At 67.6% G+C, this 21,517-nt stretch carries 23 protein-coding genes and 1 tRNA gene; 11 read left to right on the forward strand and 13 right to left on the reverse strand.

Going from position 1 to position 21,517, the window contains the following annotated elements:
• Positions 1 to 58 precede the first annotated feature (58 nt).
• Both ACH0BU_RS00910 and ACH0BU_RS00915 read right to left on the reverse strand, forming a co-directional pair.
• Positions 59 to 1,855, reverse strand: coding sequence for a lytic transglycosylase domain-containing protein (locus ACH0BU_RS00910; protein WP_500263522.1), 1,797 nt, complete (start codon positions 1,853 to 1,855; stop codon positions 59 to 61).
• Complete coding sequence (locus tag ACH0BU_RS00915) at positions 1,855 to 2,595, reverse strand: uracil-DNA glycosylase (RefSeq protein WP_500263523.1); 741 nt, start codon at positions 2,593 to 2,595, stop codon at positions 1,855 to 1,857. Before ACH0BU_RS00915 ends, ACH0BU_RS00910 begins: the two co-directional genes overlap by 1 nt.
• A gap of 124 nt (positions 2,596 to 2,719) precedes the next feature.
• Between ACH0BU_RS00915 and ACH0BU_RS00920 the strand changes: the two genes are divergently transcribed.
• The 6 genes from ACH0BU_RS00920 to ACH0BU_RS00945 all read left to right on the forward strand — a co-directional run bounded on the left by ACH0BU_RS00920 (position 2,720) and on the right by ACH0BU_RS00945 (position 8,469).
• Positions 2,720 to 4,378, forward strand: a complete 1,659-nt coding sequence (locus tag ACH0BU_RS00920) for an electron transfer flavoprotein-ubiquinone oxidoreductase (protein WP_136450640.1) — start codon at positions 2,720 to 2,722, stop codon at positions 4,376 to 4,378.
• Positions 4,353 to 5,954: a tetratricopeptide repeat protein gene (locus tag ACH0BU_RS00925; RefSeq protein ID WP_500263524.1), complete on the forward strand. Its 1,602-nt coding sequence runs from the start codon at positions 4,353 to 4,355 to the stop codon at positions 5,952 to 5,954. The genes ACH0BU_RS00920 and ACH0BU_RS00925 overlap by 26 nt, the downstream gene beginning before the upstream one ends.
• Complete coding sequence (locus ACH0BU_RS00930) at positions 5,951 to 6,820, forward strand: 4-(cytidine 5'-diphospho)-2-C-methyl-D-erythritol kinase (protein WP_500263525.1); 870 nt, start codon at positions 5,951 to 5,953, stop codon at positions 6,818 to 6,820. The genes ACH0BU_RS00925 and ACH0BU_RS00930 overlap by 4 nt, the downstream gene beginning before the upstream one ends.
• Positions 6,817 to 7,515, forward strand: coding sequence for an enoyl-CoA hydratase/isomerase family protein (locus tag ACH0BU_RS00935; protein WP_500263526.1), 699 nt, complete (start codon positions 6,817 to 6,819; stop codon positions 7,513 to 7,515). Before ACH0BU_RS00930 ends, ACH0BU_RS00935 begins: the two co-directional genes overlap by 4 nt.
• 31 nt (positions 7,516 to 7,546) lie before the next feature.
• Positions 7,547 to 8,074 carry a molybdenum cofactor biosynthesis protein B gene (gene moaB, locus ACH0BU_RS00940; RefSeq protein WP_500263527.1) on the forward strand — a complete coding sequence of 176 codons (528 nt, stop codon included), beginning with the start codon at positions 7,547 to 7,549 and terminating at the stop codon, positions 8,072 to 8,074.
• 155 nt (positions 8,075 to 8,229) lie between these two features.
• Positions 8,230 to 8,469, forward strand: coding sequence for a DUF6894 family protein (locus ACH0BU_RS00945; protein WP_046409335.1), 240 nt, complete (start codon positions 8,230 to 8,232; stop codon positions 8,467 to 8,469).
• Between the two features lie 170 nt (positions 8,470 to 8,639).
• On the opposite strand, the gene ACH0BU_RS00950 is transcribed toward ACH0BU_RS00945, so the two are convergent.
• From ACH0BU_RS00950 to ACH0BU_RS00960, 3 genes are all read right to left on the reverse strand, one after another.
• Positions 8,640 to 10,562 (reverse strand): DUF3857 domain-containing protein, encoded by a 1,923-nt coding sequence (locus tag ACH0BU_RS00950; RefSeq protein ID WP_500263528.1) that lies wholly within the window; start codon positions 10,560 to 10,562, stop codon positions 8,640 to 8,642.
• A 312-nt stretch (positions 10,563 to 10,874) separates the two neighbouring features.
• A tRNA-Pro gene (locus ACH0BU_RS00955) sits at positions 10,875 to 10,951 on the reverse strand.
• Between the two features lie 49 nt (positions 10,952 to 11,000).
• Complete coding sequence (locus ACH0BU_RS00960; protein WP_500263529.1) at positions 11,001 to 11,306, reverse strand: putative quinol monooxygenase; 306 nt, start codon at positions 11,304 to 11,306, stop codon at positions 11,001 to 11,003.
• A gap of 139 nt (positions 11,307 to 11,445) precedes the next feature.
• On the opposite strand from ACH0BU_RS00960, the gene yajC reads away from it, so the two are divergent.
• The 4 genes from yajC (at position 11,446) to ACH0BU_RS00980 (ending at position 14,898) form a co-directional block, all read left to right on the forward strand.
• The gene (gene yajC / locus ACH0BU_RS00965) at positions 11,446 to 11,784 is read left to right on the forward strand and encodes a preprotein translocase subunit YajC (protein WP_125945455.1); all 339 of its coding nucleotides are present in this window, start codon (positions 11,446 to 11,448) and stop codon (positions 11,782 to 11,784) included.
• Positions 11,785 to 11,798: 14 nt separating this feature from the next.
• Positions 11,799 to 13,403, forward strand: a complete 1,605-nt coding sequence (secD, locus tag ACH0BU_RS00970; RefSeq protein ID WP_046409271.1) for a protein translocase subunit SecD — start codon at positions 11,799 to 11,801, stop codon at positions 13,401 to 13,403.
• A gap of 117 nt (positions 13,404 to 13,520) precedes the next feature.
• Positions 13,521 to 14,504 (forward strand): protein translocase subunit SecF, encoded by a 984-nt coding sequence (secF, locus tag ACH0BU_RS00975; protein ID WP_500263530.1) that lies wholly within the window; start codon positions 13,521 to 13,523, stop codon positions 14,502 to 14,504.
• Positions 14,505 to 14,511: 7 nt separating this feature from the next.
• Positions 14,512 to 14,898, forward strand: coding sequence for an Mth938-like domain-containing protein (locus ACH0BU_RS00980; RefSeq protein WP_500263531.1), 387 nt, complete (start codon positions 14,512 to 14,514; stop codon positions 14,896 to 14,898).
• A gap of 141 nt (positions 14,899 to 15,039) precedes the next feature.
• On the opposite strand, the gene ACH0BU_RS00985 is transcribed toward ACH0BU_RS00980, so the two are convergent.
• Both ACH0BU_RS00985 and ACH0BU_RS00990 read right to left on the reverse strand, forming a co-directional pair.
• On the reverse strand, positions 15,040 to 16,344 hold the full coding sequence (locus tag ACH0BU_RS00985; protein ID WP_046409268.1) for a sugar MFS transporter: 1,305 nt from the start codon (positions 16,342 to 16,344) through the stop codon (positions 15,040 to 15,042).
• Positions 16,345 to 16,412: 68 nt separating this feature from the next.
• Positions 16,413 to 17,072 (reverse strand): TIGR02117 family protein, encoded by a 660-nt coding sequence (locus ACH0BU_RS00990; RefSeq protein WP_500263532.1) that lies wholly within the window; start codon positions 17,070 to 17,072, stop codon positions 16,413 to 16,415.
• A gap of 164 nt (positions 17,073 to 17,236) precedes the next feature.
• Here ACH0BU_RS00990 and ACH0BU_RS00995 point away from each other — a divergent pair, with 164 nt between their 5' ends.
• The gene (locus tag ACH0BU_RS00995) at positions 17,237 to 18,286 is read left to right on the forward strand and encodes an AI-2E family transporter (RefSeq protein WP_500263533.1); all 1,050 of its coding nucleotides are present in this window, start codon (positions 17,237 to 17,239) and stop codon (positions 18,284 to 18,286) included.
• Between the two features lie 69 nt (positions 18,287 to 18,355).
• Here the strand turns inward: ACH0BU_RS00995 and ACH0BU_RS01000 are convergent, their stop codons facing one another.
• The 6 genes from ACH0BU_RS01000 to ACH0BU_RS01025 all read right to left on the reverse strand — a co-directional run bounded on the left by ACH0BU_RS01000 (position 18,356) and on the right by ACH0BU_RS01025 (position 21,516).
• Complete coding sequence (locus tag ACH0BU_RS01000; protein ID WP_500263534.1) at positions 18,356 to 19,006, reverse strand: F0F1 ATP synthase subunit B family protein; 651 nt, start codon at positions 19,004 to 19,006, stop codon at positions 18,356 to 18,358.
• The gene (locus tag ACH0BU_RS01005; RefSeq protein WP_500263535.1) at positions 18,999 to 19,493 is read right to left on the reverse strand and encodes a F0F1 ATP synthase subunit B family protein; all 495 of its coding nucleotides are present in this window, start codon (positions 19,491 to 19,493) and stop codon (positions 18,999 to 19,001) included. The genes ACH0BU_RS01000 and ACH0BU_RS01005 overlap by 8 nt, the downstream gene beginning before the upstream one ends.
• 56 nt (positions 19,494 to 19,549) lie before the next feature.
• Positions 19,550 to 19,777, reverse strand: a complete 228-nt coding sequence (locus ACH0BU_RS01010) for a F0F1 ATP synthase subunit C (protein ID WP_046409264.1) — start codon at positions 19,775 to 19,777, stop codon at positions 19,550 to 19,552.
• A 51-nt stretch (positions 19,778 to 19,828) separates the two neighbouring features.
• Positions 19,829 to 20,617: a F0F1 ATP synthase subunit A gene (locus ACH0BU_RS01015; protein WP_125944320.1), complete on the reverse strand. Its 789-nt coding sequence runs from the start codon at positions 20,615 to 20,617 to the stop codon at positions 19,829 to 19,831.
• A 32-nt stretch (positions 20,618 to 20,649) separates the two neighbouring features.
• Complete coding sequence (locus tag ACH0BU_RS01020) at positions 20,650 to 20,967, reverse strand: AtpZ/AtpI family protein (RefSeq protein WP_046409262.1); 318 nt, start codon at positions 20,965 to 20,967, stop codon at positions 20,650 to 20,652.
• Between the two features lie 168 nt (positions 20,968 to 21,135).
• The gene (locus ACH0BU_RS01025; RefSeq protein ID WP_046409261.1) at positions 21,136 to 21,516 is read right to left on the reverse strand and encodes a YdbL family probable chaperone protein; all 381 of its coding nucleotides are present in this window, start codon (positions 21,514 to 21,516) and stop codon (positions 21,136 to 21,138) included.
• Position 21,517: the final 1 nt, after the last annotated feature.

Here is a 21,517-nt window from a genome sequence, read left to right on the forward strand (position 1 = left end):
GATTTCCAACACGCCGCCACCGACGCCCCGATCGAGGCGCCGGCAGCATGGCGAAGGCTTATTGCAGGCTGGTGCCGGCGCTGCCCGGGGCCGGCGCAACCGCGGCATTGACAGCGACGGTATTGGTCGACGGCCGGGCCGCGATCCGCACCGCAGGTTCACCCTTCATGCCGGGGAAGCGCGGCCACATGCCCTGCGCGAGCGCGGCGCGGCTGACCGATTTGTCACGGCCGGTCTGCCCCTCGTACATCCAGTAGTTGCGCAGCACGGTGACGACATAGCCGCGCGTTTCCCAATACGGGATGCTTTCGATGTAGAGCAGCGGGTCACCGTTATCGCGCACCAGCGAGTTCCATTCGCCGACCGGGCGCGGGCCGGCGTTATAGGCGGCGATCACCTTTGGCAGCAGGCCCTGCGTCAGCCCCATGTCGCGCAGTCGCTCCAGATGGCGCTGGCCGATGTCGATATTGGTCGAGGGGCGGGTCAGCGCGGCCTTGTCCACCTGAACCCCGCGTTCGCGCATGTAATCGGTCGCGGCGGCGGGCATGATCTGCATCAGGCCATAGGCGCCGGCGGGCGACACCACCTTGTTGCGGAAACCCGATTCCTGGAGCGTGTGAGCATAGACCAGCGCCTTATCGACACGCCAGCCGGTGTCGGGCGTCCAGTTCGGCGTCGGGTAGCGCGTGTCGGCGGTGGCGACGAAGCCTTCCGGGCAATTGTGCGCGAGCCACACGACGCTGGCGGGCAGGTTCATCTGCTCGGTCACGCGGACCAGGCTGGCGAATTCCGCCTTGGGGCCGATCTTCGCCTGCTGGCGGATCACCTGGTCGGCGGCGCTGTCCTCGCCAATCTCGATCAGCGCGGCGGCGACGCGGATGTTGGGGCGGCGTTCCAGATTGGCCCAGTCGCTGGTCACCTTCTGCGGCTTGAAGGCGGCAGTCTGCATGCCGAGCGACTGCCGCGCGATCTGGCCGTAGAAGGTCTCGCTATATTGGGCGGCGTTCTTCAGCCGGCCCTCGACCCGGTCGGGGCGGCCGCACATCATGTCGGCGCGGCTGGCCCAATAGAGGCCGGCGGCGCGCATGTCGGTATCGCCTGCGCGGGCGGAGACTGCCTCGAACCCCTCACCGGCAGCGGCGCAATCATTCTGGCGCCAGGCGGCGAGCGCGGACGTCCAGCGTGCATGGGTGGCCCAGTCGCCCTGCCCGCGCGCAGCCTTTTCGCCGAGGCGGCGGGCATCGCCATCGAGCCCCTGGAGGAAATAGATCCAGGCGACTCGCGACTGCCATTCGGTCTGCGCCTCCGGCGTCAGGCCACTGGTCGAATCAAGCAGCGATTCCGCCGCGCGGCCCATGTCCGCCTTCACATAAGGCTGCATCTTGTTGGCGAGATCGGCGGCGATCGCATCGCTGCGCGTGGCACGGGCGCGCACGCGGGTGGGCGCGCCGTCCTGCCAGATGAGCCGCTGCGCCACCGGCAGCGGCGGCAGGTCAGCGGCGCCGCGCGCACGGGCAAGGCGGGCGAGCGATTCGGCCTGGGGCAGTTCGGGCGCCTCGGTCAGCAGGCGGACCAGCGGCTCAAGCTCCACGCGGGGCGAGCCCTTGGCGGTGTAAAGTTCGGCGCGGGCGTAGCTGTGCAGCGGGCCGGGGGCCATGCCGTCGAGCGCAAGCTGCGCGTCCTGCCAGCGGCTTTCGCGAATGGCCGCGAACACCGCGCGATACTGGCTGCGCTGCTCCGGCGAGAGCTGCGGCGGAATGACGGGTTTTCCGGGCGCCTCCTGACGCGCCGGTTCAGCCGCGACCATCGTTGGCGCAAGCGCCACGGCCGAGACGGCCGCAAGCAGCATCCGCATCACTCAAGTCCCCTTTTCAGCAATTGCAGATCCCTCCACGCGTCGGCCTTGAGCGCGGGCCGCTCCAACAGCATGCGCGGATGGAAGCTCGCGACGACCTCCGTCGTTTGTGAGACTCTATGGTTAAGTGCATGTAAACGCCCACGGGCTTCCATGACGTTCGCCGCCAGGATGGCACGGCTCGCCGCATCGCCCATCACCAGAAGCCGCTTCGGACCGGCCAGCGCGACGTGATGCCGCGCGATCTCGCCCAGCCGCTGTTCAAGATCGCGCGGCATCCGTCCCGCCGCCGGACGGGCGGCGCAGACGCTGGCGAGGTGCACATCGTCACGCGAGCGGCCGATCGCGGCGAGCATCCGGTCGAACAGCCGCCCGGCCATGCCGCCGAGCAGCGAATCGGCCGAGTCACGCTCCGGACAGTCGATCAGGATCATGAGGTCGGCGGTCGCCGGGCCGGTGGCGGTGACCAGCGGCACGCCCCATCCCGCCTCCGGCGCGGCGGTGCCGATGCGCCAGGCGAGCAGTTCCTCCAGCGTCGCCGGCAATGTCGCCGTGACGGGGGGATCGAGCGGCGCACCGCGTGGCTGTGCCGGTGGCGATGACGCTAGGGCAACCGGCTCTTCGCCGCCCAGCCAGTCGAACGGATCGTCGCCGACGAGCATGTCGACGCCCGCGTCCTGCCACCATTCGAGGACGCTTGCCGCGGCCAATCGCCAATTCGTGTTCTGATCTGCCCCCATAAGCCGCTTCATAGCGTTACGGTTGACGTAGCGGTCAATTCGCTCGACAGCCGATGGGGACAAGACGTTGCCGGCGCGCGCCCGATCGCTCGCTTACGATCGGGGCCGGCCAATGGAGAGAATGATGAGCGAACGCGAGTCGATGCCTTATGACGTGGTGATCGTGGGTGCGGGGCCGGCCGGCCTCAGCGCGGCGATCCGCCTGAAACAGCTCGCCGCCGAGAAGGAAGCCGACCTGTCCGTCTGCGTGCTCGAAAAGGGCAGCGAAGTGGGCGCGCATATCCTGTCGGGCGCGGTGATCGATCCCCGCAGCCTGGACGAGCTGCTGCCCAATTGGCGCGAGGACGGGTGCCCGCTGGCCGAAGTGCCGGTGACGCAGAACATCCACTGGGTGCTGAGCAAGCAGGGCAAGTTCAACCTGCCCCACCTGATGACCCCGCCGTTCATGCACAACAAGGGCACCTATACCGGGAGCCTGGGCAATCTGTGCCGCTGGCTGGCCGGCAAGGCCGAGGAACTGGGCGTCGAGATCTTCCCGGGCTTCGCCGCGGCCGAGATCCTGTTCAACGAGGACGGCAGCGTGAAGGGCGTCGCGACCGGCGACATGGGCGTGGCGCGCGACGGCACGCGCAAGCCCGATTACCAGCCGGGGCTGGAGCTGCACGCCAAATACACCTTCTTCTCCGAGGGGTGCCGTGGGCATCTGTCGAAGGAGCTGATGCGCATTTTCGACCTGCGCGCCGATTGCGATCCGCAATCCTATGGCCTTGGCATCAAGGAATTGTGGGACATCGACCCCGCGATGCACGAGCCGGGCAAGGTGATCCACACGCAAGGCTGGCCGCTGAGCGAAAGCGACACCAATGGCGGTGGCTGGATCTATCACCAGGCGAACGGGCAGGTTTCGATCGGCCTCGTCACCTGGCTGAACTATTCCAACCCTTACGTCTTCCCGTTCGCGGAAATGCAGCGCTGGAAGACGCATCCCGAGATCGCGAAGCTGCTGAAGGGCGGCAAGCGGGTGAGCTATGGCGCGCGCGCGATCAGCGACGGCGGATTGCAGTCGATCCCGAAGCTGGTGTTCCCGGGCGGCGCGCTGATCGGCGACAGCGCCGGTTTCCTCAACGTGCCGCGGATCAAGGGCACGCATACCTCGATGAAGAGCGGCATGATGGCCGCCGAGGCCGCGGTCGACGCGATCCTGTCGCAGCGCCAGGGCGACGAGCTGACCGCTTACCCCGAGGCGTTCGAGGCGTCGTGGGTGAAGAAGGAGCTGTCGATCGTCCGCAACGTCGCGCCGCTGGTGAAGAAGTTCGGCGATTTCATGGGTTCGGGCATCGCCGGCATTGCGATGTGGATGGAGAACTTCGGCCTGAAATGGCCGCTGACCATGAAGCAGCATGCCGACCATGAGACCTTGTGGCGCAAGGACATGGCCAAGAAGATCGACTATCCCAAGCCCGACGGCGTGCTGACGTTCGATCGCCTCTCCTCGGTGTTCCTGTCGAACACCAATCACGAGGAGGATCAGCCGATCCACCTGACGCTGAAGGACCCGAACATCCCGGTCGAATACGACCTGCCGCTGTATGACGAGCCGGCGCAGCGTTACTGCCCGGCGGGCGTGTACGAGATCGTCGGCGAGGAAACGGGCGATCCGAAGTTCGTGATCAACGCGCAGAATTGCGTCCACTGCAAGACGTGCGACATCAAGGACCCGACGCAGAACATCAACTGGGTGGTGCCCGAGGGCGGCGGTGGGCCGAACTATCCCAACATGTAAGCTGCCGGCAGCGGCGGCGCTTGCGGCGATCGTCGCCGCAGCGCCGGCGCATGCCGCCGTGCCCGACCTGCTCGCCTATCTGCAGGCGCGCGCCGCCGATGGCGAGGGCGCGGCCGAGGTCGCGGCGCAGCGCTACGCCGATGCGCTGGCCGCGACGCCGGGCGACAAGGGCGTCGCCGCCTACGCCTATCGCGAGGCGATCGAGGCGGGGAACCTGAAGCTGGCGCTCGACGCCGCGGTGGCGCTGGGCAGCGCCGCCCCCGCCGACGCCGACCTGCTGATCCTCGCCAGTGCCGCCGCGCATGCGGACCTCGACACCGCCGACGCCGCGATTGCGCGGATCGGCAAGGGCCAGTTCGCGGTGATGGCGCCGCCGCTCGCCGCCTGGGCCGCGTTCGCGCGCGGCAAGGACCCCCTGCCCCTGCTGGCGGTCGGCCGCAGCGACAGCGTGGCGCGGCGCTTCGCCGGCGAAACGCGCGCGCTGATCCTGATCGCGCAAGGCAACACCCGCGAGGGGCTGACCACGCTGAGCGCAATGCTGGGCACCGGCCAGGCGAGCGAGGACCTGCGCATCATCGCCGCGCGGCTGCTGATCGGTACCGGGCGGGCGGCGGAGGCACGCGGGCTGCTGGCCGGGGACGCGGCACCGATCGCGGCGCTGCGCGACCAGCCCGGTGCGGGCGCGCAGCCATCGCTGGCATTCGGCGCGTCGGCGCTGTTCACGCGTATCGCCAGCGACCTGATCCTCGGGCCCGACAGCCCGCTGCCGCTCGCGCTGGCGCAGGCGGCGGTGATGGCGGATGCCGGCAATGATCGCGCCCGCCTGCTGCTGGCGCATACGCTGTCGCGCGCCGGTGAACCCGCGCGGGCGATCGCGACGCTGAAGGCCATTCCGCCGACCAGCCCCTATCGCGACGCAGCGTGGGCCGGCCGCGTCCAGATCCTGGCCAGCGCCGACCGCATCGACGAGGCGATCGCGGCGGCCGAGGCCGAGGCGCGCGACAACACCCCCGCGTCGCTGCAACGCTATGGCGACCTGTTGATGACCGCCGACCGGCCGGCGGAGGCGGTGCCCGTGTATCGCCGGCTGATCGACAAGGGTGAGGCGGACTGGTCGACGTGGCTGCAATATGGCGCCGCGCTGGACGAAGCGGGCGACTGGCCCGGCGCGCACCGCGCCTTGCAGGAAGCGGTGCGGCTCGCGCCCGAGGAGCCGCTGGCGCTGAACTATCTCGGCTATGCGCAGATCGTGCATGGCGAGCCGGTCGCGCCGGCGCAGGCGCTGCTGGAAAAGGCGAGCGCGCTCAGGCCCAATGATGCCGCGATCACCGATTCGCTGGGCTGGGCCTATCATCTGGCGGGTGACAGCAAGCGCGCGCTGCCGCTGATCGAGCGCGCGGCGGCGGCCTCCCCCGCGGACGTCGAGGTCAACGAACATCTCGGCGACATTTACTGGACGCTGGGCAGGCGCGTCGACGCGCGATACGCATGGCGCGCGGCGCAGGTCGTCGCGGAACCCGAAACGTCCGCGCGGCTCGCGGCGAAGATCGCCAACGGACCGACGACGCAGCAATGATTTCCAGCGATGTGATTGTGGAGCCGGCGCCGGCGAAGCTGAACCTTGCGCTTCACGTCCGCGCGCGGCGGCCCGACGGCTATCACGATCTGGAGACGCTGTTCGTGTTCTGCCGCGACGGCGACGTGGTGACGATCGCAGACGCGCAGGACGACAGCTTCACCATCACCGGGCCGTTCGCGAGCGCGCTGGCGCTGGCGGCGACCGACGCGGTGCCGGCGAATCGGGCTGGCTGGGCCGACAATCTGGTGACGCGCGCCGCCGATGGCTTTCGCGATACCTTTGGCGTCGCGCAGCGCCATGCGATCATCCTGGAAAAGAACCTGCCCGTCGCGTCGGGGATCGGCGGGGGTTCGGCCGATGCGGCGGCGACGCTGCGCGCGTTGGCGCGGCGGCATGGCGTTTCGGCCGATGATCCGCGGCTGATCGCCATCGCTGCCAGACTGGGCGCCGACGTTCCCGCCTGCCTGGCCGGGCGGACCGCCTTCGGCACCGGCAAGGGCGATGCGCTGGCGCCGCTGGATGGCTGGGCCGGTGCGCCGGTGCTTCTGGTCAATCCGGGCGTGGCGGTGTCGACCGCGGCGGTCTTTGCCGCCTGGGACGGGATCGACCGCGGGCCGCTGGACCCGGCGAACCCGATCGGCGGGCGCAACGACCTGGAGCGGGCGGCTCGCAGCCTGGCGCCGGAGATCGACCGGGTCATTGCGGTGCTTGCAGCGCAGCCCGGCGTGATACTGGCGCGTATGTCGGGATCGGGCGCGACGTGCCTCGCGCTGTTCGAGACGGTTGCGCAGCGCGACCAAGCCGCCGCCGCGGTTGCCGCCGCCGAGCCCGGCTGGTGGCAGATGGCGAGCGGGCTGGCATGATCGGGTTTGAGATGGACGGGGCGATCGCGCGAATCACCCTCGCCCGCGATGGCCGGCGCAATGCGATGGGGGCGGCGCATTTCCACGAGCTGGCCGACGTTGCCGCGGCGGTCCCGCGCGAGGCGGCGGTCGTTCTGCTGCGATCGGGCGTGCCGGGGATCTTTTCCGCCGGCGCTGACCTCAGCGAAGCCGCGCGGCTTGCCGACGCGCCCGAGCTGCGCGCGCCCTTTCGCCTCGCGATCCGCGCGGCGGTGGAATCGCTGGCGGCGCTTCCCATGCCGCTGGTCGCCGCGATCGACGGCGGCTGCCATGGCGCTGCCGTCGCCCTGATGCTGGCCGCGGACGTGCGGGTGGCGAGCAGCGACGCCAGCTTCGCGATCCCGCCGGCGCGGCTGGGCATCGGCTATCCGGCGGAGGATCTGGCGCGGCTGCTGGCGGTGGTCGGCCCGGGGCAGGCGGCGCGCCTGCTGTTCACCGCCGCGACGATCGACGCGCACGAGGCGCTGCGCATCGGGCTGGTCGACGTGATCGGCGATGGGGCGGCAATCGCGGCGCAGATCGCCGCCAACGACGTGGGCGCGCTGGTCATGCTGAAGGCGATGTTGCGTGATCCGGCCGCGCCCGACCATGCCGCCGCCTTCGAGGACAGTTTCGCCAACCCCCGCTTTCGCGCGGCGGCCCAACGCTATCGTTGATCGCGTCGCCCTGACGGGCGATACCGTCGCCATGCCGATCGACACCGACCGCCCGTTCCTTCCCGTCAACATCGCCGTGCTGACGGTGTCGGACACGCGGGGCCTGGCCGAGGACCGCTCCGGCGATACGCTGGTCGCGCGGCTGCTGGAGGCGGGGCATGTGCTGGCGCAGCGGCAGATCCTGCGCGATGACGCCGATGCGATCGTGGCGCAGCTTCACGCCTGGATCGAGGACGAGGCGATCGATTGCATCATCACCACCGGGGGCACCGGCGTGACCGGGCGCGACGTGACGCCCGAGGCGGTGGAGCGAGTCGCCGACAAGATGATCCCGGGCTTTGGCGAGCTGTTCCGGTGGCTGTCCTACCAGACGATCGGCACCTCCACCGTCCAGTCACGCGCCTGCGCCTGCGTGGCGCGAGGCACCTATATCTTTGCGCTTCCCGGATCGACCGGCGCGGTGAAGGACGGGTGGGACGGCATCCTCAAGGACCAGCTCGACAGCCGCCATCGGCCGTGCAATTTTGTTGAGCTGATGCCCCGCCTGCTGGAACGCTGAGCGCCGGCAATATTGCGCAACGCGGCGCACATCCCGCCGCCATAATCGGACACGGATCGCGGCCCGTGCGCGTCCATTTTCACATGATTTGTCAAAATGATGATGACGTGGGTTGAACATAGCAACCAACGGCGTTGCCGAACATTTCGATGTGCATGCCCACTTTCTTTTTCCGTGTCCGTACACCAGACCAGATGACCCGCCGCGCGGAAAGCTTCGAACTGCCCGATCTCAACGCCGCGCTGATCCAGGCGCAGCGGTCCGCGCGATCGCTGGTGCGCACCCCGGCACGCCGCGGGATCACCACGATGAAGGGCAGCCTGGACATCGAAAACGAGCTGAATCAACCGCTTGCCCGCCTGACTCTGGCCGAAGTCGCGCACCAGATTTCCTGAGCACCAGAGCTCCTGCCGACAGGAGCCGTCCGCGGAGAGGATGCGCGCGCCGGTGGCCGATGCCGCCGGCGCGCACCCGTGCCTGGGGTGGGATCGGGCTGTCTGGCCCCGGCCAGACAGCCGCCGCGTAGAGCGCGACCGGTCGGTCGACACCAGGGCCGGCAGAGCGGCTACGGCGTTCCCGTTTGCGGCCTTTCCGGCGACACGCACGGCACATTGTCGGCCGTCCAGTCGAGATCATAGGTCGCGGGCACGGTCTCGCCCTCACCCACCGCGGCCTTGCGACCCGCGGGGTCGTAGAAGATCCAACCCATGCTGTTGTCGAACTTGGCGATCCGCGCATTGTCGCGCTCGGCCGACGCGGCATCGGTCTCCGGCCGCTCGACGCGCGATCCGCGGATCATCCGTATCGCGCCGTCGCGCATCTCCCAGGCACGGTGATAATGCCGGCCGAACAGGCGATTGTCGTAGCTGGGCTTCGATGACCATTGTTCAGGCTTCGTGGATGTCGGCAAGCGCACCGTGGTGACGTGGCAGATATATTCAGGCTTGCTGTAATAAGGTGCGTTCTGGTTTGGCCCCGGCGAACGAGCGCGGCGATCGGGCGGGCTGAAGCCACCACCGGGCAACGCCAGCGACTTCCCGCCGCCGTCGCCCTCATCCCAGGTCATCCTGGCCGTGCCGGAAATGGTGAGGACGCTGGCACCCGCCTTCTGATCATAGCGCCACTGGACGTCGTCGATCGTCTGCCAGAACTCGCCGATCGCATTCTGGCGAAAGCCGTCGAGCAGCTGCGGGGCGCTGATGGCGGCGAATTGCAGCTGGTTCTGCAGTCCCTTCACGCCGCGGATAATCTCAGTCGTGACAACGCGGGGCGGCGTGTCGAAGCCGGCTCGCGCGTCAATCTCGAACAGATTGATCGTGTCGGGCACTGTTGCCGGCCCCCAGGGCAGCTGCTCGAGTGCGCTGCCGGCCCGGGTGAGTGGCAGGACCCAGCCCACCGGGAACACCGGCTGTGCGCTTGGCGTGGCAACCGCGGGCAAGGTGCCGTCCAGCCAGGTTTGCTGGCCGTCAATGCGGGCGCGGACAAGCACATGATCAAACACCTGCGGCAACGCGAGTCGTTGATCGAGCCCGTCGTCGTTGCCGTCGGCATTGATGAGGACCGCCTCTGCCTCAATCCCAAGCTCCGCCAGCAGCGCGAGAAGCAGCGCGGTCTTGCCCTTGCAGTCGCCGTAGCGGCGCTTCCAGGTTTCGTCCGCCGACGCCGGGATCACGTTACCGCCATTCAGGCCGACGTAGATGTAACGCACACCCTGCTGCACAAGCTTCAGCGCCGCGGCAGCGCGATCGACCGGCCGCGTGTGAGCCGCGGCAATGCGGGCTGCTTCGCGCCTGATCGGAGAGTCGGCGGCGAGGGTAGCGGCCTTCGCATATATGGGCGCGAAGTGACGCGACAGTGCAGCCCAGTCGGCAAAGTCGCTGTATTCCACGGCGCGCTGCCAGAGATAGCGTGGTGGCGCATCGCGCGGCGGCGATAGCAGCGCGGGATTGTCGAACCGGAATTCGAGCGCCCGCTCCTGCTTCACCATTGCCGACGTCATGTCCGGAGCAATCCTGAGCCGCGGCTCGTGCCCGGCATCCCAGCTCAACCGCAGCCGATAGCGGCCGGGGGCCGGCCCCTGCCCCAGCAACAGCATGCCCGAATCATACGACCCGAGCCCCGGATCGCGGGAGAAGCTAGTAAACTGCACGTCCAGTTCGTCGCCGACGCGCAGATCAGGGACGCGAAGCACGGCCGTCAGCAACCCGTCGAGCATTGCCGCTTCGAGTTGATCCTCTCGCCGCAGGATTTCGAAAGAGGCGCTCTTCAGAACGTCGACGAGCTGTCCGTCGCGCAACACGCTGATGCCATGAACGATCGGGGCTCCGGCGGCCGGGTTCCAGGCAATGGCAATATTGCCGACCTGCAGCGCGCTGGAATCCAGGATCTTCACGCGGTAGCCGAAATATTGCGCCTGGCCCTTGTCGCTCAAATGGACCAGCACATCCTGACGCAGGAATATCAACGGACCGGTGACGGTAGCCGGCATCGGCAACAACTCGGATGGGCCCACCCAGGGGGGAGCGGGACCACGAGAGACCTTGTCGGATTGTGCATAAGCAGGCCCGGCAACAAGCATTGACGCCGCAAGCAGCAGCCCAGCACGAACATTCATCGATATTGCCCCCAACCCCTCAGGCTGCACCTGTGGCAGAAGCAGGTCACTTGCAAGATGTTGGTGTACGATAACGGGCCGCACACGCCCGCGGCTTTCGACGTGGCCGGCCACGCACGATGCGCCGGCACGCGACCACCGTCCGCGCAGTGCGCGGGGATGGTGGCAAATTTTTCTTGAAATCTCTGGTCGGGGCGACAGGATTCGAACCTGCGACCCCCACACCCCCAGTGTGATGCGCTACCAGGCTGCGCTACGCCCCGACCGAGACGCGCGGCCCTACGCGGGCCGCGCGGGATATGCAAGTCGTGATCAGATCAGCTGGCGCCAATGCTGCCCGTCCCAGGCGTCGATCGACATGGCGGACGGCGAATGGGCACGCAGCGCGCGGCCGAATGCCTTTTGATGATCGGCCTGGCCGTGCGCGGCCAGCGCCTCCGGAGTCGCCCAGCGTTCGGCGACGCGGACCAGATCGGGATCGGCCGCGTCGAACGCGAAGCTATATTCCTCGCAGCCCTCTTCGGTTTTCACCACCGCGGCATGATCGGCGAACAGCGACGCGGCCTTTGCGCCCTCTCCGGCGCCAAGCTTGATCGTACCCATTACCAGGATCGTCATTACCTCTCCTTCTCGCTCGTTATCCGCGCTTCCTTACCACGCGCGTGAGTTGCGCCAAGGCCGTGGCAGTGATAGCGGCGCACGCTTCCCTTGAGGTCCGTTCTGCGGGCCTCATGACCCATGTGCACGCAAGGACGGCATGTTCATCTCTCCAGCTTATGCCCAGACGGCCACGGGCGCTTCCTCGCAGGGCGGCATGGCAGGCTTTCTCAGCCTGGCGCCGCTCATCCTGGTCTTCGTCGTCTTCTACTTCCTCATGATCCGACCGCAGCAGCGCCGCATGAAGACGCTGCAAAATGCGATCGCGGCGGTGAAGAAGGGTGACACGGTCGTTACCGCCGGCGGCCTCGTCGGCAAGGTGACCAAGGTCGAGGACCAGTTCGTCGAGGTCGAGATCGCCGCCAACACCCGCGTGAAGGTCGTCAAAGCGACCCTCGCCGAGGTGACGGCGCTCGGCGCCAAGCCCGCGAACGACTGAGGCGATCCGCTCTTATGCTCGATTTCCCGCGGTGGAAGGTCATCTCGATCTGGGCAACGATCATCGCGCTTGTCGCGCTGGCGATCCCCAGTCTGTTGCCGCAGCGCATCACCGATTCGTGGGGTGCCTTCCCGCACCCGCGGATCAACCTGGGCCTTGACCTCGCGGGGGGCAGCTACCTGCTGCTCGAAGCCGATGTGAACGACATCGCGTCCGGCCGGCTCGAGGCGATGCGCGAGCAGGTGCAGACCGAAATGCGGCGCCAGCGGCCCCGCATCGAGATCGGCGACATTTCCGTCCGCGGCGGGCGCCTGTCGTTCCTGCTGCGCGACCCGAGCCAGGTGGACGCGGCGCGCGAGCGGCTGACCCAGATCACCGGCGGCGGCGTTGGCCTGACCGGCCAGCGCGAATGGGACATCCAGGTCGTCGATTCGAGCCGTATCGTCCTGACCCCGACGCAGGCTGGGCTGACGCAGGCGATCGACACCGCGATGGGCGACGCGACCGAAGTGGTCCGCCGCCGTATCGACGAACTTGGCACGCGCGAGCCGACGATCATCCGCCAGGGATCGAACCGTATCGTTGTGCAGGTGCCGGGCCTGCAGAACCCGCAGGCGCTGAAGGACCTGCTGGGCAAGACCGCGAAGCTCGAGTTCAAGCTGGTCGACGAGACGGCGACCCCGCAGCAGCTGGCCAGCGGCCAGGCGCCGGCGGGCAGCCAGATCCTGCCCTATCCCAACAATCCCGCCGGCCTGCCGGTCATCGCGGTAAAGCGGTCGGCGATCCTGACCGGCGACCAGCTGACCGACGCGCGGCAGGAATTCAGCCAGCAGACCAACGAGCCGCAGGTCGCCATCACCTTTGACAGCCAGGGCGGCCGCAAGTTCGCCCAGGTGACGCGCGAGAACGTGAACAAGCCGTTCGCGATCATCCTCGACAATCAGGTGATCTCGGCCCCCAACATCAACGAGCCGATCCTGGGCGGCCGCGCACAGATCTCGGGCAGCTTCACGACGGAGAGTGCCAACGCGCTCGCCATCGCGCTGCGGTCGGGCAAGCTGCCGGTGACGCTGAAGGTGGTCGAGGAATCGACCGTCGGGCCGGACCTGGGCGCCGAATCGATCCGCGCCGGCATCCTCGCCTCCGCCGTGGCGGTCGCGCTGGTCGTGGCCTTCATGCTGGTCACCTATGGCCGGTTCGGCGTCTATGCGAACCTCGCCGTCGTCATCAACGTGTTCGTCATCGTCGGCGTGCTGGCGCTGATCGGCGGTACGCTGACGCTGCCGGGCATCGCTGGCTTCGTGCTGACGATCGGTACCGCGGTCGACGCCAACGTGCTGATCAACGAACGTATCCGCGAAGAGCGGCGGCGCGGGCGATCGGTGGTCCAGTCGGTGGAACTGGGGTACAAGGAAGCCAGCCGCACGATCTTCGAGGCGAACATGACCCACGCCATTTCCGGCATTATCATGTTCCTGCTGGGCTCCGGTCCGGTGAAGGGCTTCGCGGTCGTGCTGCTGATCGGCATCGCCACCAGCGTGTTCACCGCCGTCCTCTTCACCCGCATGCTGACGGCGCAGTGGCTGCGTCGCGCCAAGCCGAAGACGATCAACATATGACCTGGGGCCGATCGATGAGCGACCGTCGCCCCGGGAACATGCCGGGGTCTCGTGCCGCAGCGGCACGTACCAGCAACAAGGAAACCCCGGCTGCGGCCGGGGTGGCGGGTTGAGACTATGAAACTGCTGAAACTCGTCCCCGACGATACCAATTTCGACTTTGTCCGCCTGCGTAGCTGCGCATTCGGCCTGACGCTGATCCTGTCGGTGCTGGCGATCGGCGTTACCTTCGCCAAGGGCCTGAACTTCGGTGTCGATTTCGAAGGCGGCCTGATGATCGAGGAGCGGTTCGCGTCTCCGCCCGATCTCGACAAGCTGCGCTCCGTGGTGGACGCGCAGGGGCTGGGCGAGGCATCGCTGCAGCAGTTCGGCGATCCGCGCACGCTGACCATCCGCCTGCCCGTGCAGGAGGGCGCCGACGAAGGCGCGACCAACGCCGCGGTGAAGAAGGTGGAAGTCGCGATTGCCGAGGCATTCCCCGGCGCGACGTTCAGCCGCTATTCGACCATTTCCGGCAAGGTTTCGGGCGAGCTGATCCGCAACGGCATCCTGGCGGTCGTGCTGTCGATCCTGGGCATCGGCCTGTTCGCCATCGTTCGGTTCGAATGGCAGTTCGGCGTGTCCACGATCGCGGCGATCATCCACGATCTGTTGATGACGCTCGGCTTCTTTGCGCTGACGCAGTTCGAGTTCGACCTCAACATCGTCGCCGCGGTGCTGACCATCGTCGGCTATTCGATCAACGACAAGATCGTCATCGACGACCGTATCCGCGAGAACATGCGCCGGTATCGCAAGATGGACATGCGCGAGATCGTGAACCTGTCGGTCAACGAGACGCTGCCGCGTACCGTGATGACGTCGGTCACCATCCTGCTGGCGCTGGGCGCGCTGCTGTTCCTGGGCGGCCATGTGCTGCGCGGCTTCACCGCGGCGATGATCCTGGGCATCGTGGTCGGCACCTATTCGTCGATCTACGTGTCGTCGTCGCTGCTGATCACGCTGGGCCTGCGCTCGGATCCCACCATCGAGCGCGCGCCGCGCGGTGGCGGGATCGACAATGCCGAGCGGATCGCCCCGCGCGAGCCGCGCGCCGAGTGACCAGCGCATGAAGATGAGCCGGGAGCGTGACGCGGGCGGGCCGATCGTGCGTGGCCTGTCGGCGGCGGGATTCCGGCTCGACGAGACGACCGTCCTCAGCGCGGCGTTGCTGACGGTCTCTGCCGCCGAGGCCTGGACTCCCCCGCCGCTGGCGGAATTGACCGAGGAAGCGCTGGCGCCGATCCTGGAGCCGGCGCCCGAGTTCATCCTGATCGGCACCGGCGACACGCTGGCGCGTCCGCCGCGTGCACTGGTCGATGCGCTGGACGCTCGGGGGATCGGGGTAGAGGCGATGGACAGCCGCGCCGCGGCAAAGGCGTGGGGTGTGCTGCGCAGCGAAGGGCGGCAGATCGGCGCCGCGCTCTACCCGCTGGGTGGTGATCCCCAGCGCTGAGCTCACCGGCCCCCACTCAACAAACAGCACCGCACAACAAAAAGGCGCCCGGCAATCTGCCCGGCGCCTTTTCTTTTGTCGTGGCGGCAGCGTGCGCTGCCATCCGCGGGGAGCGCCACGGCGCCCCCCTTCCCCGTACGGTCAGGCCGCGGCGGGGCGGCGGGCGAAGACGCCGAAGCTCAGGATCACCGCATAGCAGGCGACCGGCAGGATGAGCGCGAAGGCGAGGCTGCCCGTCATGTCCGCTACGGTGCCGTAGAGCGGCGGGATGACCGCACCACCGACGATCGCGGTGGCGATGACGCCCGACCCCTCTGCCGCGCGCCGCCCGAGGCCTTCGGAGGCGAGGCTGAAGATCGTGGGGAACATGATCGAATTGGTCAGGCCAACCGCGATAAGCGCCCAGCCAGCGGCGGTGCCGGTGGTGTTGGCGGAGAAAGCGAGCAGCGCGATCGCGCCGGTGCCGGCGAATGCGAGCACCTTGCCCGGCGAGACAAGCCGCAGCACGGCCGAGCCGATGAAGCGGCCGAGCAGCGCGCCACCCCAGTAGAAGGGCACGTAATTGCCGGCGATGTTGAGCGGCACGTTCCACACGTCCGGCTGCGCCAGATAGACGACGAGGTTCGACCCGATCGCGACCTCCGCACCGACGTAGAGGAAGATGCACAGCACGCCGAACGCGAAGCGCGGGCGTGACAGGAGCGTCAGCGCGTGGAAGATCGAGCCGGTCTGCTCCTGCTCCTCCTGCAGCCGGTTGCGGCGCGTCCACACGACAGCAGCAATGACCAGCAGCGCAACGGCGAGGCCGATATAGGTGTGGACGATCGTCCGCGACGCCTCGATGCGGTAGGCGTCGAGGGCGGGGCCGCTCAACGTCGCGGCGCTGACGCCGGCGAGACCGCCGAGGATCAGCGTCGAGCCGACGCGCGGGAAGATGGTCGTGCCGAGCGAGTTGAACGCCTGCGCAAACGTCAGGCGGCTATGCGCGGTGCGTGCCGGACCGAGCAGCGAGATGAGCGGGTTCGCGACGACCTGCACCACCGTGATGCCGGCGCCGAGCACGAAGAGCGCGAGCAGGAACATGCCGAACGTCGCCGAGCTGGACGCCGGGATGAACAACAGGCAGCCCACCGTCATCGTGACGAGGCCGATCGAGGCAGTGCGCATGTAGCCGGCACGACGAACGATCGCGGCGGCGGGCAGCGAGAACAGCAGATAGGCGAGGAAGAACGCCGAGTTTACCAGATTTGCCTGCGCATGGCTGAGCGTGAACAGCTCCTGCAGCTTGGGCATGATGATGTCATTGAGGCTGGTGATGCCGCCAAAGATGAAAAACAGCGCAAAGACGAACCAGCGCAGGTCCGGCGCATCGACGTGCGCGCCGTCCCCCGTATCGGGCGACGGATCAGCGCTGTTGCTGGTCGTCGCGCCGTGAGCGAAAGCCATGAAAAATCCCCTCCGAGAACATGTAACCGTTTACCGCGAAAAACGGCGAGGACAATCCGGGCCTTGCCTTAGTCGTGTCGAGGGAACCACCACATCACGGTGGCGGGGAATGGCGTCCAGCGCCCCACCCTGACGCCGGCGAAGCGAAGCGCCTCCCCCACCCAGGCGTTGCAGGTGTGGATGGCGTCGTAGCGGCCGCGCGCCTCGTAGAAGGCGTCATTGCCGAAATAGCCGGGATAATGCGCCCCGCCCGGAACCAGCGACGCCTGGATGAAGGCGGCGAGCCGGCGGTATTGCGCGGGCGTCACGACCAGCCGGCGTGCCTCTCCCGTCGGCGACGGGGCCGGCAGGTGATCGACATGGACCAGGGTGCGATTGCTGCCGATCGCCGCGGCCACGACGACGCCGGGGCGCAGATCGGCCCAGGTCGGCGTCTCAAGGTAGAAGTCATGCTCCCCCCAGCCGACCGATACGTGATCGTAAGCGGCAAAGCGCGGATCGCGCAGGTCACGCGCCGGGAAATACCGGCGCCAGTCCACCCCGGCGGCCACCTTGGGCATAATGATGCCGGTGTGGATGCCATTGGATTCGACATAGAGGGTGATGCCCTGCGGGGGAGCTACCCAGTCGCGGTTGGCGGGAAGCGCGCCCCCGAGCAGCCCGGCGAGCGGATAGGCGGCCAGCGCCAGCACCACGGCAACCAGGATGAGAAGCGGGCGACGGCGCATTGCAGGGAACGTACCAGCCGGCGCGGCGCAGCACACCCCGTGGCGCGCGCTGTTTCCCGTCGCCGCAACACCGCGCGACGACAGGCGTTGATCGATCCGGAAAGCGCTTACCAGGTCGACCGAGGCCGCAGGGTCGGTCGAATGACCCGAAAACAAGGAACAGGATGCAGATCGACCGGGAGGCCATTGCCGATTTCGCCCTGAAGACCATTGTCGCGATCGGCCTCGTCAGCCTCGCCCTGCTGGTGTGGAAGTTGCGCGATGCGGTGCTGCTGGTGTTCGCGGCGGTCATCACTGCGGTGATCCTGCGGGCCTTTGCCCGCGCACTGCAACGGGTGATGCCGATGGGAGACGGCATCGCATTGTCGCTCGCCACCGTGATCATCGCCGTGGTGGTGATAGGCGCGGTCGCGCTGTTCGGGCAGGAAGTGTCGACCCAGATCAGCGCATTGGCGAACATGCTGCCCGGCGCATGGGATACGCTGGTCGATACGGTGGGCGCCGAGCGGCTCGACCAGCTGGTCGATCGCTTCATGCCGGAGGGGGCGACGATCGCCTCGATCGCGCAGTCGGTCATCAGCGTGGTGGTCAGCGCCGCTTCCGGCCTCGCGCTGGCCGTGCTGGGCGGGATCTATCTCGCGCTGTCGCCCGATACCTATCGCCGCGGTGCGCTGCGGCTGCTGCCGGCGAGCGCGCAGCGGCGCGCGACCCGGGCGATCGATCAGACAGGCGATTCGCTGCGCGCGTGGCTGATCGGACAGATCCTGCTGATGCTGCTGGTCGGGGTCGTGACGGGCGTCGGCCTGTCGGTGATCGGCGTGCCGTCCGCCTTCGCCCTGGGACTGATCGCCGGGCTGCTCGAGTTCGTGCCGCTGATCGGGCCGATTGCCGCCGCCATCCCCGGGGTGCTGATTGCACTGACCATGGGGATTGAGACCGCTGCGCTGACCGCGGGCTTCTACCTCGTCGTCCAGCAGTCGGAGGGGAACATCCTAGAGCCGCTGGTGATGCGCAAGTCGGTGTCGATCCCGCCGGCTATCACGCTCTTTGCGATCTTCCTGTTCGGCGCCTTGTTCGGGCCACTCGGCGTTCTGCTGGGCGGGCCGCTCACCGTCGCGGCGTTCGTGATGGTGCGGGTGCTGTGGTTGAACGATGACCTGAGCGGCGGTCGGCAGGCGAAAGGTTGGGACCCGGCGGCGGATGGCGCCGCATAGCAAAACGGCCGCATCTGGGAGATGCGGCCGCTTGGCTGGTCAGTCCTGATCCGCTGCCTGTTCAGGCGATCAGTTCAGGCGACCGATTCCGGCAATCGTCCCGTTGACCAGCGCGCGGTCGGCATCAGGGCCGAGCCGATCGGCGATCAGCGCCGACGCGGCGTCCGCTGCCGCGGCGGCGGCGCGGGCACGGACCTCGTTCACCGCGGCGCGTTCAGCCGCTGCGATCTTGTCCTGAGCCATCTTTGCGCGGCGGTTCACGAGTTCGTCGGCATCGACCCGGGCCTGGGCCACGATGACTTCCGCCTCGTGATTGGCCTGCTCCGCCATCTCGGCCGCGGTCTTTTCCGCGTCGGCGATCTTGCGGGCATATTCGTCGCGCAGCGCCTCAGCCTCGGCACGAAGCGCCTTTGCCTCGTCAAGCTGCTGGCGGATGCCGGCGATCTGGCGATCGAGGCCGCCGACCAGCATGGCCGGCACCTTCTTCGCCAGAAGAATGATGATGAGCACCAGCATCGCCAGCGACACGATCACCGTGCCATTGGCAAAGCCGAACAGCGACGGATCGACGTGGTGGTCCGGGCCGCCCTCGGCGATCGAGGTGCTGAGCGCCTCGGTCCCCTCGGCGGTCATGCCCTCTGCCTCGGCCGCATGGGCGAGGTTCTGGGCAACCTGGGCGGAACCGCCGGTCGCGGCGGAGAGGATGATGAACTCAGCCATTCGCCATCGACGCCTTCACGGCGCCCCTCGCTTCGTCGGTCGACACCTGGATGCCGGACACGCGGGCCACGATCTCCTGCGCCGCTTCGGCGGCGATCGTCTCGATCTCGCCCAGCGCACGTTCCGTGGCCGCCTTGATATCCGCCTCAGCGGCCGCGATCTGCTGCGCCTGATCGGCGGCAGCCAGCGACAGCCGTTCCTCGGTAGCCCTGGCCGCCCGCTGACGCGCCTCGGCGACGAGCGCCTGCGCCTTTTCACGGTTGGCCTGGTCGCGCACGCGCCAGTCGGCTTCCACCTTGTCGGCAGCGTCACGCGCAGCCGAGGCGGCGGCGAGATCAGCCGCGATCGAGCGATCGCGCGAATCGATCGTCTTCTGCACCTTGGGCAGCATGCCGCGGCCCACGACGAAGAAGACGATGCCAAAGGTGATCACCAGCCAGAAGAGCTGGGACGCCCATGTCGCGGCAAGTTGGGAAATCTGAGGCATCGAAAATCCTGCCTGAACAGGGCCGGCGTCAGGCGCCGGCCCCGTCAAGGATCATGTTAGGCGACGAACACCAGGATCATCGCCACGACGAACGACAGCAGACCGAGAAGTTCCGCACCGGCGAAGCCGATGAACAGACGGCCCTGCTGCGCGTCTGCCGCACCCGGATTGCGCAGCGCGCCTTCGAGGAACTTGCCGAACACGTTGCCCACGCCGAGCGAGGCGAGGCCAGCACCAACGGCCGCGAGACCGGCGCCGAGCAGCTTTGCGGCTTCTGCGTCCATTTCAGTAACTCCCTATCAAAAATCAGATGGTTGGAAAAAACAGGTGAAAACTCAGTGCAGGTTGACCGCATCGTTGAGATACAGCGAGGTCAACAGCGCAAAGACATAGGCCTGGATGCCGGCGACGAGCAGCTCGAGCGCCGAGATGCCGACCATCAGGCCGAAGCTGGGGATACCCACCAGCAGGCCGATGCCGAGGCCGGCATTGCCGGCATTGACGACGAACCCGGCCAGCACCTTCAGCAGGATGTGCCCGGCGGTCATTGCGACGAACAGTCGCAGGCCGAGGCTGAACGGGCGCACCATGAACGAGACGAACTCGATCAGCGGGATGACCGGCAGCAGCCACCAGGGCGTGCCGTGCGGCACGAACAGGCTGAAGAAGTGAAGGCCGTGGCGATAGAAGCCGACCACCAGCACGATCGCGAACGACAGGATCGCGAGGATCCCGGTGATGGTGAAGTGGCTGGTGAAGGTGAAGGGATGGACGCCGATCACGCCGAGCGGCAGCAGGCCGAGCACGTTGGCGAACAGGATGAACATGAACAGCGAGAAGACGTAGGGAACATAGCGCTTCCCTTCCGGTCCGATGTTCTGCGCCAGCATGTTGTCGATGAAGCGCACGAAGCCCTCCACCATCATCTGCCCGCGCGTCGGCACAACCTTGCCCTTCGTGCCGAGCGACATGAAGCCGATCAGCACGATCGTGGCCACGGCCATCCACATGGCCGAGTTCGTAAAGGCAATATTGTATCCGGCAATCTGCCAGTCCTGGGTGCCGAACAACGGCTCCACCAGAAACTGGTGCATCGGATCGATCTTGCCGCCGCCTTCCGCCACGCCTGTATTTCCCTAACGAAAGCGCCCGATTGTCACTTCGGGCGCTTGGTCGAAATCCGAATGATGTTTCTGAACGCGGCGATCGTCCCGAGGGCGAGCATCACGAGCAGACCCCAGGGCTGCGTGCCCGCAAATCGGTCGATCACCCAACCGATCAGCGCGCCGCCGACCATTCCCCCGGTCAATTCGGCGAGCACACGGTTTCCGAGGCGATAACCGCCGTCGGATTCCACCGCGCTCGCCTTTGTCCGGCTCGCCTCGTCCGCCTGCGCCGCCTTCAACCGCTCATCGAGCGAGGTGAGGCGTGCATCGTTGCCGAGGGAGTCTGGTCCGGGCTCTTTCTCGACCATTCGCGCACTCCCCAATATTGGTTGGGCAGGCGCGAAGAAGCCAAGTGGCGAGCCCGCCAAGGCGCCGTCCGGTTAGCCGGGGGGTCCGGGGGTGTCAACACTTGGCCACCCCTTGCCCCCCTTCGCCGGCACCTTATCAGCCCGTTAGCGGGCGCATTTGGGGCCGACTCAGATGCAGCGCGGATCGCGGGTCGGCGCACCGGCCCCGCGAGTCTGCCACACGCCATCGGGCGTGCGGTACTTCTCACCTGCCTGAGTCTGCTGGATGAGGTTGCAGCCGCTGGTGAAGGCTAGCTGTTCGACCGTCGCGCCCGATGCCTGCGCCTTTTGCGTATAGGCGGCCTTGCGCTGGATATTGATCGCGTTGACCAGCGCGCGCAGCTCCGCATTGCCGGCGCCGACCACCCCGAGATAGCCGTCCGGCTGCTCCCCGACCTGACCCGCCGCCCGCGCCGCGGCATAGGCCGGATCACGCTGCGCCAAGGCAACGCTCGAGACGCCGCTGAGCGCCAGCGCCCCCGCAACCATCCACATCACCTTCTTCGTCATG

The organism is Sphingomonas olei, from assembly GCF_045369765.1.
In the GTDB taxonomy this organism is placed as follows: domain Bacteria; phylum Pseudomonadota; class Alphaproteobacteria; order Sphingomonadales; family Sphingomonadaceae; genus Sphingomonas; species Sphingomonas panaciterrae.